The 15974-nt window shown below is 42.7% G+C and carries 10 protein-coding genes; 1 reads left to right on the forward strand and 9 read right to left on the reverse strand.

Annotation, left to right across the window (positions count from 1 at the left end; all coding sequences use genetic code 11):
* Positions 1 to 296 precede the first annotated feature (296 nt).
* The gene (locus H8S64_RS14110; RefSeq protein ID WP_186976817.1) at positions 297 to 1205 is read right to left on the reverse strand and encodes a PLP-dependent cysteine synthase family protein; all 909 of its coding nucleotides are present in this window, start codon (positions 1203 to 1205) and stop codon (positions 297 to 299) included.
* A 292-nt stretch (positions 1206 to 1497) separates the two neighbouring features.
* On the reverse strand, positions 1498 to 2541 hold the full coding sequence (locus H8S64_RS14115; protein WP_186976819.1) for a PDDEXK nuclease domain-containing protein: 1044 nt from the start codon (positions 2539 to 2541) through the stop codon (positions 1498 to 1500).
* Positions 2542 to 2692: 151 nt separating this feature from the next.
* Here H8S64_RS14115 and H8S64_RS14120 point away from each other — a divergent pair, with 151 nt between their 5' ends.
* Entirely contained in the window at positions 2693 to 4330 is a 1638-nt protein-coding gene (locus H8S64_RS14120) for an ABC-F family ATP-binding cassette domain-containing protein (protein WP_186976821.1), read from the forward strand.
* A gap of 61 nt (positions 4331 to 4391) precedes the next feature.
* Here the strand turns inward: H8S64_RS14120 and H8S64_RS14125 are convergent, their stop codons facing one another.
* The 7 genes from H8S64_RS14125 to H8S64_RS14155 form a co-directional block, all read right to left on the reverse strand.
* Positions 4392 to 6095, reverse strand: coding sequence for a thioredoxin family protein (locus tag H8S64_RS14125; RefSeq protein ID WP_186976822.1), 1704 nt, complete (start codon positions 6093 to 6095; stop codon positions 4392 to 4394).
* Between the two features lie 95 nt (positions 6096 to 6190).
* On the reverse strand, positions 6191 to 7606 hold the full coding sequence (locus H8S64_RS14130; RefSeq protein ID WP_186976823.1) for a BACON domain-containing protein: 1416 nt from the start codon (positions 7604 to 7606) through the stop codon (positions 6191 to 6193).
* 55 nt (positions 7607 to 7661) lie between these two features.
* A complete protein-coding gene (locus H8S64_RS14135) occupies positions 7662 to 8768 on the reverse strand; it encodes a hypothetical protein (RefSeq protein ID WP_186976825.1) in 1107 nt (368 codons plus the stop codon).
* A gap of 11 nt (positions 8769 to 8779) precedes the next feature.
* On the reverse strand, positions 8780 to 10360 hold the full coding sequence (locus H8S64_RS14140; protein ID WP_186976827.1) for a hypothetical protein: 1581 nt from the start codon (positions 10358 to 10360) through the stop codon (positions 8780 to 8782).
* A 12-nt stretch (positions 10361 to 10372) separates the two neighbouring features.
* Positions 10373 to 11128: a DUF4843 domain-containing protein gene (locus H8S64_RS14145; protein ID WP_186976829.1), complete on the reverse strand. Its 756-nt coding sequence runs from the start codon at positions 11126 to 11128 to the stop codon at positions 10373 to 10375.
* 21 nt (positions 11129 to 11149) lie between these two features.
* A complete protein-coding gene (locus H8S64_RS14150; RefSeq protein WP_186976831.1) occupies positions 11150 to 12646 on the reverse strand; it encodes a RagB/SusD family nutrient uptake outer membrane protein in 1497 nt (498 codons plus the stop codon).
* 12 nt (positions 12647 to 12658) lie between these two features.
* Positions 12659 to 15955, reverse strand: coding sequence for a SusC/RagA family TonB-linked outer membrane protein (locus H8S64_RS14155; protein ID WP_186976833.1), 3297 nt, complete (start codon positions 15953 to 15955; stop codon positions 12659 to 12661).
* Positions 15956 to 15974: the final 19 nt, after the last annotated feature.

The raw sequence follows: 15974 nt of genomic DNA on the forward strand, positions 1-15974 counted from the left end.
TTATTCCTAACTTTGTTAAACAAGCTAACAAAAAAGGTGCCATCCCCCACTAGGGCAAATGCATCAAGACGCGTTTGCCCGGTTCATAAAGTTGAACTTTCAGCTCATAAAGTTTATAAAGTTCATAAAGTAACGGGCGTCCTTCGGACAAGGTTTACCGGCAGCCATGCTGCCGTGGACAAAGCGCCCGCTAGGGTCCATAAACCTTATGAACTTTATAGACTTTATAAACTTTTAACCCGTGCAGGGCAAAAAGCGTCTTGACGCGTTTGCCCTGCACGGGTTATCCGGCAGATTTAATCATCTGCCAAATCATCGAACATCGAGGTACTCAAGTACTTTTCCGCCCTATCGGGGAATATCACCACGATATTCCCGGCATCGATCCGTTCCGCTGTCCTCAATGCCGCCAGCATAGCCGCCCCGCTACTCATGCCGGCAAAAATACCCTCTTTGGCGATAATCTCCCGTGCCATAGCAATAGCCTCCTCGCTCTCGACCATAACCTGCATATCGATATGCAACGGATCATAAATAGCGGGTACGATTGCCTCATCCATGTTTTTCAGTCCCTGTATATAATGCCCTTTCACGGGATGGGCGCTCACGACCTTTATGTTCGGCTGCATCTTTTTCAGAAAACGGGAAACGCCCATAATCGTCCCCGAAGTACCGAGAGCACTCACCAGATAATCAATCTCCCCCTCTGTCTGCTGCCATATCTCGATCGCCGTATTCTCGTAATGAGCTTGATAATTCCCGGCATTACTAAATTGATCGGGCATAAAATACTTCCCCGGGTTCTCCTCCACCAATTTATGAGCCAGCCGAATCGCCCCGTCCGTTCCCTCCGCCGCAGGAGTCAGAATCACTTTTCCCCCATACGACCGGATAATCTTCCGTCGCTCCACGGAAACCGCCTCACTCATCACGATCTCCACGTCATATCCCTTCACGATACCGATAATTGCCAACCCGATTCCCGTGTTACCGGACGTGGGTTCGATAATTGTCTTCCCGGGCACCAGCTTCCCTTCCCGTTCCGCCTGCTTGATCATCTGCATTGCAATCCGGTCTTTAATACTTCCCGTGGGATTAAATCCCTCCAACTTGGCGTAAATATTCACGCCGGGTTTCATGTATAAATTATTAATACGCACCATCGGTGTATTACCGATGGTTTCAAGAATGTTCTTCTTTACCATTTGTATAATTTTTGATTTATGATCGACGATTTATGACTCCATGATTCTAAATAATCACCGAATCAAAAATCATTACATCACTGAATAAATAAGTTCCGAATTATCTACATCGACAGCAACAACAGCAGCAAGCATTCCCTTTGACAGATTCAAAGTTCAATACCCCCACTTGCGATTGTTGTAAAAAAATTGCCATCGTGTTCATGTATTAGAAGATTAATATTGGCCTTGCGGCACTTTGTTTATACCGCAAATATACACGAAATATCTCATGAAACAAGGCAAATCAAAACTATCTATCATTTAATTTCGACTCTATCTCATTAATTGATGGTATGGTTCCCTCTACTTCGGTTGGATAAAGTTGGGACAACTCGTATTCTGATATACCAATCGGTTGACGACTTGATTCCAGCGCATATTGCGCCAACAAATTGTCCTTATTCTTGCAAATAAGTAACCCTATTGTTGGATTATCTATTCCTTCTTTACGTAAAAGATGGTTTACGGCTGTCACATAAGTACCAAGCTGACCTATATCGGCAGAATCAAACTCGTCTATCTTGACTTCCACCACAACGTAGCAACGGATAGTAAGATTGTAAAACAACAAATCGATGAATTTTTCCTTTTGACCTATTTGCAACCGATATTCCCTCCCCACGTAAGCAAAGCCCGTTCCAAGTTCTACCAGAAAATTAGTGATATTCATCAACAGCGCATCCTTCAATTGCCGTTCATTATAGCCCTTACGCATGGCAAGAAAATCAAAACTATAAGGATCTTTTGTAAGTTCTTGAGCCAAATCACTTGTAACAACAGGCATCGTGTGCTGGAAATTAGTTAGAGCCTTCCCTCGCCGTTCATATAAATCGGTATCGAGGAAATTGAGCAACATTGCACGGCTCCACCCGTGTTCTAAGATTTGGCGCACATAAAACAAGGCTTTGTCGGAGTTATCCGAACACTTGTCTATTATATAGCGATGGTGTCCCCACGGTATATTCCACAATTCTTCCACAAGTTGTGGAAGAATTCGAGAACGGTCGGCATAAAGCTGAAAAAAACGCTTGGCATATCGTATATTCGATTCGGAAAGTCCTTCTACACCGGGCATTTCCCTACGCAAATCCGCACTAAGGGTAGCATAGAATTTACCCCCGTATTTATTATCCACTTCCAACGAAACGATATCGCTTCCCAATCCCCAATAAAATTCGATGAGAACACTGTTCACCTTTACCGCCGCTTTTATCTGACTCTGACGATAACGGATACTCAACTCCTTCACCCATTGCAGATAGTCCTTGTCTAATATACTAATAGATTTGCTCATATTTTTTCCTTCATTTTTCATGCCTTTTACAAAAGCAAGTTTTCTCTTTTCGCCGTTCATGCACAAATATAAACAAATTATTTTATCTTCGCACCGCCATTTGGAAATGGTGAATCCATTTTCAATTTTCAACTTTCAATTTTCAATTTATATGATTTCAGTAGACGGATTAACAGTAGAATTTGGAGACAGAGCACTTTTTAAAGACATATCATTCGTGATTAACGACAAAGACCGTATCGCCCTCATGGGTAAAAACGGGGCGGGCAAGTCCACCCTGTTGAAAGTCCTTGCCGGGGAAAGACAACCCAACCGGGGTAACGTTTCCTGCCCGAAAGACACGGTGATAGCCTATCTGCCCCAACATCTGATGACTCAAAACGAGCGTACCGTCTTCGATGAAACCGCACAGGCCTTCGCCCATCTTTTCGAGATGGAGAAAGAGATTGAACGTCTGAACCAACAACTGACCGAAAGAACGGATTACGATTCACCCGAGTATTACAAACTGATTGAGGACGTTTCCACCCTGAGCGAGAAATTTTACAGCATCGACTCCACGCATTACGAGGCGGATGTTGAAAAGATTCTTTTAGGCTTGGGATTCCAACGGGAAGACTTCAACCGCCCGACCTCCGACTTCAGCGGGGGATGGCGTATGCGCATCGAGTTAGCAAAAATGCTGCTTAAAAATCCCGATGTATTACTGCTCGACGAACCTACCAACCACTTGGATATCGACTCCATCCAATGGCTGGAAGACTTCCTCGTGAACAACGGGAAAGCGGTTGTCGTGATCTCCCACGACCGGGCTTTCGTGGATAACATCACCACCCGCACGATAGAGGTCACCATGGGGCGTATCTACGACTACAAGGTTAATTACTCGCAATACCTCGTGTTGCGCCAAGAACGCCGTATCCAACAGCAAAAGGCTTATGACGAGCAACAAAAAATGATTGCCGAAACCAAGGAATTTATCGAACGCTTCAAGGGAACCTACTCCAAAACGCTGCAAGTGCAATCCCGGGTAAGAATGCTCGAGAAACTCGAAATACTGGAAGTGGATGAAGTAGATACTTCCGCCTTACGACTGAAATTCCCGCCTGCCCCCAATTCGGGTAAATATCCCGTCATCGCCGAGGAACTCACGAAGGACTATGACGGTCATGTCGTTTTTCAAAACGCCAGCTTTACGATAGAGAAAGGCGAGAAAGTAGCATTCGTCGGACGCAACGGGGAAGGAAAATCCACCCTCGTGAAATGTATCATGGGAGAAATCCCCTACACCGGAAAGCTGACCTTGGGCTACAACGTCCAGATCGGGTATTTCGCCCAGAACCAAGCCTCGCTCATGGACGAAAACCTCACCGTTTTCCAGACCATCGATGACGTAACCCCATTGGAACTAAAACACAAAATCAAGGATATGCTTGGAGCCTTCATGTTCAGTGGCGACGACGTGGACAAAAAAGTAAAAGTCCTTTCCGGGGGCGAACGTACCCGTCTGGCAATGATAAAACTATTGCTATCCCCCGTGAACCTGTTGATTCTCGACGAGCCGACCAACCATTTGGACTTACGTACCAAGGACATTCTGAGAAGTGCCTTGAAAAACTTCGACGGCACCCTCATCGTCGTGTCGCACGATCGTGATTTTCTCACCGGACTGGCAGAAAAAGTCTACGAGTTCGGCAACAAGAAAGTCACCGAGCACCTCGAAGACATCCAAGGCTTCCTCCGGAAAAAGAAAATGGAGAACTTGAAAGAAATCGAGCGAAAGGGATAATAACATTAATTATTGTAGCGAATATTACAGTAATATTCGCTACAATAATATCCCCCACACGTTATTGACAATCCCTCAATCGTTGCTCAACGGTTTCCAACCCTTGTACCTCTACAAATTTTGTCCGATTCTTCAATAAAAATTTCTCCGCATCCGAACCGTTAGGACTGTATTCTTTTTCAGCAAAAATATACCAATAACGAGATGAAACTCTCTCCTCGTCACTTAGTACTCGAAATAATTCCTTCACAACCCCCGGAGCACGGGAATCCTTGACAGAGGCCAATGCTTCCGCGTACGAAGTCAACAATTTCTTATCCCGTCTTCCCATATTATACCAATCTTCTAGGCACTCCAGCGCCGTATATCCATTAAATACATCTTCAAGTTTCGAGCGAAAATATTCCGCATCCCCTATTCCAGTAAATTTATGACGAACACCTCCTTTCCAATTCACAACAACAAAAGTCGGGTAAACATGTACATCAAATTTTTTGCAAACCTCCCGACCTTCTTGTTTCTTCATATCACATTTCACGTAAATAAAATTCTTGAGCATAAAACGTTTAAGTTCTGCATCTTGAAATACCGTATCTGACATATATCGACAAACCGGGCTATCTGAATCGCAACAATCTATAAAAACACGTCCCCGTCTTTGTTTAGCCACTTCAAATGCCTCCTCAAAAGTCATCGTGCGGGCAGCTATATTAAAATCGACAAATATCTCTTTCAAAAATTTCCTTTTTGCTTCCGACTCGTTACCGGTGATATATTGACACTCTAAAGCTGCCACATTCTTCAACTGATCTATTGACGCCCTATGCACGAGCAATTCGCTAGCTCGTTTCCCCGTATGACTCCATAATTCCACGTTCCCTCGTGAAATCAAATTTATAATCTTTTCAATATCCTCATTTGCAATAGCTTCACAAAAGTCAAGGGAAACTTCCAATTTTTCCCGTTTTTCAAAATACGATTTCTCCAATTCCTTGCGAATTTGAGTAAAACGAGTGGAAAAATCTTTCGGGCGTTCAGAAACAAGTTGATTTAAAGTCGAGCTATAATTTTGATACAAATACGACTCCACGTTTTCTCCTCCCACGTTTTTTTTGAAAATAGCGATATTATTCAATACTAAGCTAAAATCAGCTGAACCATAAACACTTTTTTCAAGAATAGGCCAATATTCTTTTTTCATTTTATCCTTTTCCGTCAACACGGAGTCCAACTTCTTTCCAATCTCCTTGCTCTTCGCCCTTTCACCCGCATCTTGCAGCACGACCATGTAAATCATCAACTGCTCTTTCGTCATTTCTCCTTTCTCGTACAGCTTGTTCAAATAAGTAAAAGAAGTTTTCTTGTCTAACCCTCGCTCTACTTTATTAATAAAAGGTTCCAACTCACCTCCCCCTACAATCATATGTTGTATGGCTCCATCCGGACGAATTATAAAAAACGTCGGGTAAGCTTTAATTTTCAACTTCTTACTCAATTCCAGTCCCTCCCCTTTCTCCATGTCAAATTTCACACAAACAAATTTAGGGTTAAAAAAATCACCGGCTTCCTTTTGCGGAAATACATTTTCTGCCATAACACGACACGGAACACACCATGCCGTATAACAATCTACAAACACGAGTTTATTTTCTTGCTTTGCTTTCGCCAAAGCTTCATTAAACGTAAGAGCTTCAAAATTTACTCCTTGTCCAAAAAGAGATAAACTCGATATCAACAAAAATAAATTGACAATAATAATTTTCATATTACAAATTAATTTCTTTAGAACACAAAAAGAGTTGCAATAAAACATCTAATAGATTCATTGCAACTCTTTTGTCAAACAAGAATCAAAAGCTTTTACTTCGCTAAATCACGTTTCCACCAGAAGCAACGAGCAATGAACATATTAGTAGAGCCTTTACTCATACATCTTCCACCCATAGTTGGATTATTTTCCAAATTCCAAGCCCATCCCCATCCATACATATCCATATGAGCATCACACCAATACCATCCCGTGGTATATTCCGGCACGTTCAACGCTTTCAATGCATTATTTACTCTCTCACAATTAGCTTTCAATTTAGGCCATTCAGATTTTAGATTACCTTCCAGTGTAACGAAATCCCCCTTTAAACGCCAAAAACTTGGCAAAACCCATCCTTCCATTCCGGTTTTCTCTTCCATTTCCGCACAATAAGCAAATGCAGGAAATGCATCTTTCCAATCATTCGGATACATCTCTTTGACTTTACTATAAATAGGCTCATACCCTCCCCCTGTTATCACTGCGCCATTAGCACAAAACATTACATTTTCTTTTTCTTCCAAGGCAATCACCAAAAGTCCTTCTTCATCATGACTAACGACAATACCAACAGCCACTCCATTATGTTTGAAAACATCTCCGGGATTAAACACTCCACCTTCTTGCTCCACAAGAACAATCGTTTCACCCATAGTTACAGTTGCGCTCCTTGCATCTCCCCCGACATTACCGGATGCACTTACCACCAACTTACCGTCTTTCAACTCTGCCGTACACCAATCCTCGCTTGATTCCGCGGTTGTTGCCCCAGCAGGAGCATCTAAAACAATGCGATAGCCGCTGGCATTTAACACCACAGCATCAACTTGCTTCACGGTAACTTCAATTACTTTTTGATTCTCTTCATCAATCCCTGCCACCACATTAAACTTTGTTTCATTCGGTTCTCCATCTGCATTTTCCTTCACCTCCACCGTAAACGACTTATTATCTTCAGCAAGAGTCACGCTAAACCAATCCTCCTTCTCCACATTTTCCAAGCGGATGGCAGCTTGATTACTTGTAATCGTGATAGCTTCGCTACCTCCTGCTTTATCAAATATGATTACATTTTTCGACAACTCCAAAGTAGCTTCTGCCGCCGCCGATTGAAGCACAGGAATCACTTTATCCGGATTCCCTACCGACTTAATCAATAATTTACCTTCTCTCTTTTCTACAGAATTATTCACTTCGGCCACAACTTCCAACCATTGCTGATCCAACTTGGTCACAGAGAACCATTTTTTATCCCCTTCCATCTCCACATCAACGGTCCAATCCTCTGCGTTTGTCGTGACACGGATACGCTCCATCATGCCTTCAGTTGTTCCCGCTTCAAATTCCAACTTTTCCTTGTCTACCGTCAACATAAACTTTTCATCTTCCCCTTCTTCCTTGTCATCACTACACGCAAAAAAAACAGAAAACATAGCCAAACATAAATACAAAAACCAATTTTTCATAATATTTGTCTTTTGATTGTTAATAAATATAATTATGCCTATTAAAAACATATTTCTAAAATTCTACACTTTTTGATTGTAATATTTTCATCACTTTTATTCCCATGGAATCCGCACCTTCTACCGAAAACTTGATTGAATACTTCTCTCCCGCTTCAAGATGCACATTACGAATAATCATAAACGTATCATCAAACAAAAGCTCTTCTCCTTCACGCAATTCCGCCAACAAACTCGGTTCCTCCAGACGCTTCGGGAAAAAGAAGATATACTCGTCAATATCACACGCCTTCCCGTTCGATTCGAAAGTCACCGTACAAAGCAAACGTTGCTTCTTACACGTCATCTTAAAAGGAGATAATACCTCTTTCAACCTAATATTCCACTTCGGATCCCCGTAATACACCAACACATCCCGGTTTTTCAGCAACTCGATCTGTTCTCCCGTACACTCTTTTCCCAATTCTTTTTTTACCAAGATTCTTATCGCCTCATCGTCAACCACGCATCCCTCTTCATTCTCCGGCAAAACCAAACCAAGCGACTTAGGGTCCCACGCCGCCAAACGTTCCAAAATACACTGCTGCTGCAAAAACACAGCCTCGGCTACCGTGTGCTTAGCCGGAGTCTTCATTCGTTCCTTCCAGCTATCTTTCCAAGCCCCGGTACTCCAATTCACCCCATTATAACCTGATAACTTCTCCAACTCACACGCTTCCAACCATCCCATATCCACCTTTTTCGGAGTCTGTGCATCTGTCACCATCCGCATCGCATCAACAGCTTGCTCTCCAGTTATTATTCCCCAGACAAAATCCTCGTACGGGGTATCACTCATATTACGACTCATAGCATGCATCATTCTCACGAACAACGGGGTTACCTTCTCCGCTTTCTCCACGACAGTCACGTAACGGGGCTGTGCCTGTTTCAACTTATCGAAAACTTCCCCGGGATATTGATTATAATCAAACTCCACTCCCCCGTGATTCATCTTCAATGTCTCGGTCAATTTTTTCCACGCTAAATCCTCTCGCACAGCCTTGCTCACCAGAATGGCATACTCACACGTCCCTTTCTTTTTCTGTGCATATACCTGAAAAGTACAGCCCAACAACACCGCGAACAGCAATCCCACTAAATTAATAACATATCTATTCATACCTGTATAAATCAGTAATCCGTACGCAACAAATGAAGTTTATAATACATATTCATTGGCTTGTATGCCACGTGTTCCCACTTTTTGAGCAAAGACAAATCAAACGAATCCAACACGTACACGCTACCTTTACGCTCTCCCTCTGCCGTGGGGTCATACACCCCGACAAAGACATATTTATTCGTAATATCCTGTGTCATACAAGTAATCACGGCATTGGGATTCACACTGGTCACGTCAAAACAAAGCTCGGATTCTTCTGTCGGCAACTTAGGTTCCGTCGAAGCACCGGGTTTCCACATGTAAATCTTACGGTCTGTATTATACAAAATCGAACGATGTTGATACACGTTCAAAACCTGCGCTTCCGGTGTTAAAGTCAACTCTTCGCCCTCCGGTAAATCATACGTATACGAAGATACCACATTGTATAAACCAAACAGAAGATACATACTCCCCGTGTATCCGACATCGGAAACTTGCCTTATCGTTATCTTCGACGGATTCTCGATATTTTGCGTCACAATATAAAAATCATGTACACCGATATTTGCCGTTTCAAACGGTATCGCGTAAATCACTTTTTCTCCCGGATAAGCTTCCGGCCCTATCCCACTATTGGAAAGTCCATCAGCCCATATGCCATATAACTTTGAATTCTCGTCATCATGCAAAAAAAGAATATCTAGAAAAGTGCTGTTTCTCTCTATGCCCGAACGTATTTTAACCCGCTGAAAGCGATCCCAATGATGAACATCTTTGAAAACTTTCCTCTCTACTTCCATTTGCCAATTCCAAGTTTGTACCCGCATATCCCCATCATCACAGAATGCAAACAAATCAAACTTGCCCACCCCACACATTCCTAACTTTAATGGCGTTCCTGAAAACTCGAAACCGGTAATCACTCTCAATGTATTGTGATCCAAATAATATGCCTGTTTATTTTTCCGGGAAAGAATATAAGGATAACCTACCCGAGGAAACCAAACATCGCCCCCCCCGCAAACAAACGCAAAATCCACGATATCATCTTTTAGAACAGGTACATCCTCTGAAGTCCGATACCAGAAATCGGAAGCCTCTTTTTGCACGAGTTCTATTTCATCCGTCACGGTATTCTGCACGGAAAACATGGCATCACCCTCATCATTGCGACTCAACATAACCAACCCCTCGTCAAAATTACTGCTCGGCTTTACAATAAAATAACGATACGCACAGCCAAATTCATTCGATACCCTTAAACGAGCAAAATAAGGCTCTTGCCTGTCGAAAGTGAATCTTAGCACTTTATCATTCGATAACATTTTCAATGAATCTTGTGGATGAACCATATACTCCCCTTTAGCACTAACATAAATCTTTCCATAACGCCATTGATAAGTCAGCGAACAGGACGGATCTGTTTGTGATATCCGATCAGAAGGATCAAACACGAACTCTTCCCCAAGTTTAGGATATAACACGGTATCCTGATCGGAAATATATATATCGGAAACCTCTATATGCGGTCCGGTCGTCTTATCTTTGACGCAACTTACCAAGCCGACAAGAAAAACCGCAAGCACCACTAATATTACCTTTTTCATACTCATCTACTTTTATTTATTATTGTACCACTCCGGAATTTCCACCTCCGGATTAGGATGTTCCGTAAAATAATCAAACAGCGGCACCAACACTCCTTGCTTAAATAAGGGTTGATAAGCCAAATATATCCCACTCCACTTTCCCTCATTCGTAAGCATCTGCAACCGATACCCAAACAGAGCAAGCATTGCGCGATATTCCTCCGGTCTTGGCCATTTATACCATAATTCATTATAAATCTCAAATAACTTTCTGTAGGCAACTTCCGAAAATTTCCCTAACAAATCTTCCACCCACCATTTAGGTTGCTGGGGATGCACGACCTTCACGCCAAAAGTCACTTCCGGACTCTGCATCATCGGTATAAATTCATCATTTTCCAAAATCCTCAATCCTACCCACAATTTCATGTCCTCATACTCCTTGTAAGCCGGACGACGAGCCCACACTCGAATCGCTCCCCGCACGGCTCCTGCCGTTAAAACTGCCTCAATCTTATAATCCGTTGATGGCATATTCGTCAAACTATCAATAACTTCTACAAGAATCTCCCTATCATAATCAACCGGGACTCCAAGTATCGAATACGAGGCACCTCCCGCTGCCCAAGTCGTATCAGTATACTCTGAAAACTGTATTTCCACGACATTCCGATCTAAAGCAATACCCGTCTTTCTACTTGTATCCCATACCCACGGATCTTTTTCACACGAAGCGAAAAACATCAATAAAATAATACTCCATATCACGTAAAATTTCTTCTTCATAACTCTTCTCTCTTTAATTAATCAATATGTCGATTCATCGCGGTATTCAAACTCCTCGTCCGGTATATTCAAATTCCATTTATCCTCATCCATGGTAAGTTCACCTCCAATCTGAGGAACCAATTTTAACTTATCCGGCTGTCTTTTTTTCAAACGAAACCAATATTGTCCTTCCAGTACAAACTCTTTTCTGAATTCCTCGTCAATAATTTCAATTGTCAAATCACCCTCGAAATTTCCCATTCCTCGCGAAGCATAATATTTATTAAAGAAAATTTTTGCTTCTTCTGGAGAAGATTCAACCAAAGATTCAACCAGTATCAAATACATTTCCGGAATACGAATCATATTCGCTCCGTTGAAACCGATTCCCGCCAAATCTTTATCGCCCGGATTTATCAGCACACGATCCAACACTTTCAGATAACGATCTCCATAGATACGGATTCTATCCGCTAGCGACATATTATATATATTAGGCACCCCTATCCATTCATTACGATAATCAAACTTATCATCCCGTCTTTTATACATTTCCGGCTCCGCAGGCAACCATCCCCCGCTCTGCAAAAGAAGCTCCCCAGACCAATTATCATACATATTGGAAACATAAAGTCCGAAAATAGCTTCATCAGCGTTTACCGTCCCTCCCATACAGCGGATAAAATGCGTGGAACTAATCGTTGTTCCGTCACTCGGTAACGGAAACCTGCCGGATTCGATTACCTCACGGGCATACATTCCCGCACTATCCAAATCACCCGCCCTTCCCCTTGTCCAATAGACACGGGCTAAAGTTGCCTTCACCGCGTAAAGATTAAAATGAGATACGCGTTCACTGGTAAACAAATCATACATATTCTCCGGCAAACGAGGATAGACCAAGAGCGACTCGTCTTCTGTTAATAACTGTTCCGCTGCCTTCAAGTCTGCAATAATCTTCTCGTAACATTCTCCCGTCGTGGAAAAAGGTGTCACGTACATCCCGTATTGTGTAACATAGGGAATCCCCCTGTTTTCTTCCAAAGCCGAACCGTACATCCTCAACAAATCAAACAAGACATACGCACGAACCCCTAAAGCTTCCCCCTTGTACATCTTTTCATGTTTCAACCTCTTTCCATCCCAAATTTCCAACCTCTCTAATATTTTATTCACGTCACTTACAAACTTGTAAGAAGTCTGCCACATTTTTTTATACCTGTCTATCGCCCGTTGGTCCGTGTGATCATGCATTATAATCTTGTCATATATACCACCCGCCGAAGCATCACTACCCGCTTCTTTCCCTATAGCGAAATACTGTCCCAACAAATCAATCGTCTGTTGGAAAGTTTCTCCATACATATCCCCCTTTGCTAACGTCACGTAAAGCCCGTACATAGCCTCCTCTATCCCCTCTTGATCCGTGAACAAATCATCTTCCAAAATAGAAGACTTATCGCGTGCCGTTAAAAAATCCTCACAGGAAGAAAAAAAAACTCCCAGTAAAAATACCAATACAATAACTCTATTCATAATTCATTTATATTAGAATGTAGGACTAATCATAAAATTGAAACCGCGCATAAACGGATAAGAAGTACCTCTTTCATACTTCACGGTAGATAACCGCAACACATCCGAGAATGTAACACCCACTGTCAATCGCTTCAAGCCGATTCCTCTCACCCACGTTTGAGGCAAATTATACGAGATTGACACAGATGACAAATAAACCTCGTTCTTCTTCTCCACAAACCGGGCCGATTTAACAAACCGTTGTTGCTCATACTCTCCTTTAGGATACGCCACCACATCACCCGGTTTTACCCAACGCTCCGTGTACGCCCGCACATCCACGTTTTTGGTTATATCTATATTTTCCACCTTTGCAGCTCGAGTTGAATTATAAATATATCCCCCGAACGTATAACTGAATGCCATGCCCACACTTATATCCCGCCAAGCTGCCGAGAGAGACGAACTTCCCTCGAACCAAGGTTTCGTATCCCCTAACGCGACCATATCTTTCACATCATAAACATACGTGGGTTCTTTAGTGTCCTTTTTAAGAAACACTTCCAACCCGTTAGCCGGATTAATCCCCCACGAATCCACGGCATAAATAGCATCCATCGACTCCCCTTCGCGAAGTTGCAACTTGGGTGCAACCCCCTTGTCTCGCATATTCTCCTCGTTCTGTCTGGCAAGTGCATTACTGATTTTCATCAATTTATTTTCCGTGTGATGAGTATTCACGGTCAAACGCAACAACCAATCCGTTGTCCTCACCAGCAAAGAAGAAACGGATATCTCCATTCCCCAGTTCAAACTCTCACCGAGATTGGCTTGAACCGTGGCTGCCCCGGTAGAAAGAGGAAGCCCGATCGGCAACAAGGCATCTTTCGTGCGTTGCCTATAAAAATCAAGATTCACCTGAAACCTCCCTTCAAGAATATCCAACACGACACCACCATTCATATTCAAGGTGCGTTGTGCCTTCAAGTCGGGATTCCCTAATTGCGATGGGATTGCTCCTAATCCTAACAGATATGCGTCCCCGTAAGTATAGATTGTCTGCGCCATATTACCACTGAAATTACCGCTACCGACAAAACCTATACTACCGCGGAACCGGAAAGTACTCACCCAAGAAAGTGCTTTAATAAAACTCTCGTTATGAGCGTTCCAACCGATTCCGAAAGACCAATAAGGTGCCCATTGATTATTCCCTCCCAAAACCGAATTACCGGAAGTTCGAAAACTTCCATCAAGAAAATATCGATTTTTTAAAATAAAATTCAAATTCGCAAATACCCCCACACTTGCCGAATAACCGTTGCTACCGCTAGGCTTTCCTCCCGAAGGATAAGTACGAGCAAAATTAATATCATTCATTACAGGTTTAAGAAAACCTCTTCCCTCCATACCGAATGATGATGAATTACTTTGAGTTATTGTAGAACCGACATTCGTTGTCAGAATACTCCCCTTGTCATCAAAAGGCAACGAATAACTTACCGACCCGGTCATACTCCAATTTGTCCCTTCTGAACCCGACAACACGTATCTACCCTTGGTATTGGCAGATTCATTCCCCTCCATAGATGATGTATGCAAACTGGATGTATAATTATCACTTCGAGAATCACTTAAAGATAAATTTGCACTTAAATTTACAATCATACCCTTCATCACATCCCAACGAAACGTCAAATTATTACTTATACTTTTCGACTTGCCCTTCGAGAAACTTCCCGTTGACGCATTATATATAGGATTAGCCGCACCAAAAGAAAGTTTAGGTATTAACTCTCCATACTCATCGTACGGACAATCATATGGATTCAACACAACCCACTGGGAATACGAACCGTAAGGGGTATTTTTTGAATCCGTCTTTTGAATATCCGAACGGAACGTAACTGTCAATTTATTTCTAAAAATATACGAGAAATAAAAACCGATACCGTAATTCCGACGAAAATCCCCTTTCATCACACCATGTGCATCCCCGTAACGGGCAGTCACACTATAATCCAAACCACCTCCTCTACCGGTAACAGAAAGCGAGTGGCTATGCGACCAAGCAATTCGCACGGGTATTGCTGCCCAATCGGTATAAACACCCGAGTTAACCAACTTCAATTTCCTGTTATACTCCATTTCCTTCTCTCCATTCATTCCCTCATATATTCCCCAACGTCTTTCCAATTCCAATTTCTGCCTTGGATTACACAAACTATAGGAACTCACATCAGGGAATTGGATATCAGGCACAAAATTGTAACGCATCCGCAATTTACTATCCGCAACTCGTTTACGAGTCACCACGATAACCCCGTTAGCCGCCTTATCACCGTAGATAGCCGTTGCCGAAGCATCCTTCAACACATCGACACGCTCAATATCAAACACATCCATATCATACAATCCTTCCAAAGTTGTTTCCACTCCATCCACGATAATCAATGGAGAGTTCAAACCATACTGGTCATCGGAAGTCTTTATCGAAGTCGTACCCCGGATAATAATCTCCGGGATATAATTAGGATTCGAACCCTGCTCGTTATTATCCACGATTCTCATTCCCGGCACAAGCACGGTCAACGCCTTGAACAAATTCGTCTGAGAAACTGCAAGAATATCTTCGGAACGAACCGTGGATACCGCTCCCGTGTAACTATTCTTTGATGCCGTGTATATACCGTTTACCACCACTTCATCCACCTCGTTCACCTCCTCGCTCATCGTGACGTTAATCGTCTTCTCTTTCCCGACCTTAACCTCTTCACTCTTCATCCCGATACAAGAGAATTGCAACACCGTTTCCGACGAAGTAGGGACAACAATCTCGTACATACCATCCGCGTTAGTTGCCACCCCCGTGGAAGTACCCTTGATTATCACTGTCACTCCCGGAAGAGGCTCCTTATTTTTATCAAGCACCACTCCTTTGACTGTAACGCCCTTCCCGTCCAAGTTCTTCTTATCGGATTGGTATTTCACCGTAATATACTTGCCATCGGTAATTTCCGAGTAAGTGAACGGCTTCCCTTCCAACACCTTTTTCAACGCATCGAGTATCGTGACATTCTTCAATGATGCCGTCACCTTATACCCCTGCACGTGATCATACGTGAACAAAATCTTATATGGGGAAAGTTTTTCCAACTTTTTCAACACCTCCCCTAAAGCCTCCTCTTTAAAATCTACCGTAATATTCTTTCGTTCTTGAGCCTGAACAAAAGACGTTAAAAGCAAGAAACACGCGAACAATACAATCCGAGAAACCCCGAACAGCCTAATTTGCCCTCGCGTGCAAAAAATACTTTGATGTCCCATAAATTTGTCTTGTTAATTT

Origin of the sequence: Butyricimonas hominis, from assembly GCF_014287455.1 — a bacterium.
Lineage (GTDB): Bacteria > Bacteroidota > Bacteroidia > Bacteroidales > Marinifilaceae > Butyricimonas > Butyricimonas muris.

What these genes read in the sequence shown, in the direction of transcription:
- H8S64_RS14110 (WP_186976817.1), bottom strand. Translation starts at nt 1,205, where the DNA reads ATGGTAAAGAAGAACATTCTTGAAACCATCGGTAATACACCGATGGTG.
- H8S64_RS14115 (WP_186976819.1), bottom strand. Translation starts at nt 2,541, where the DNA reads ATGAGCAAATCTATTAGTATATTAGACAAGGACTATCTGCAATGGGTG.
- H8S64_RS14120 (WP_186976821.1), top strand. Translation starts at nt 2,693, where the DNA reads ATGATTTCAGTAGACGGATTAACAGTAGAATTTGGAGACAGAGCACTT.
- H8S64_RS14125 (WP_186976822.1), bottom strand. Translation starts at nt 6,095, where the DNA reads ATGAAAATTATTATTGTCAATTTATTTTTGTTGATATCGAGTTTATCT.
- H8S64_RS14130 (WP_186976823.1), bottom strand. Translation starts at nt 7,606, where the DNA reads ATGAAAAATTGGTTTTTGTATTTATGTTTGGCTATGTTTTCTGTTTTT.
- H8S64_RS14135 (WP_186976825.1), bottom strand. Translation starts at nt 8,768, where the DNA reads ATGAATAGATATGTTATTAATTTAGTGGGATTGCTGTTCGCGGTGTTG.
- H8S64_RS14140 (WP_186976827.1), bottom strand. Translation starts at nt 10,360, where the DNA reads ATGAAAAAGGTAATATTAGTGGTGCTTGCGGTTTTTCTTGTCGGCTTG.
- H8S64_RS14145 (WP_186976829.1), bottom strand. Translation starts at nt 11,128, where the DNA reads ATGAAGAAGAAATTTTACGTGATATGGAGTATTATTTTATTGATGTTT.
- H8S64_RS14150 (WP_186976831.1), bottom strand. Translation starts at nt 12,646, where the DNA reads ATGAATAGAGTTATTGTATTGGTATTTTTACTGGGAGTTTTTTTTTCT.
- H8S64_RS14155 (WP_186976833.1), bottom strand. Translation starts at nt 15,955, where the DNA reads ATGGGACATCAAAGTATTTTTTGCACGCGAGGGCAAATTAGGCTGTTC.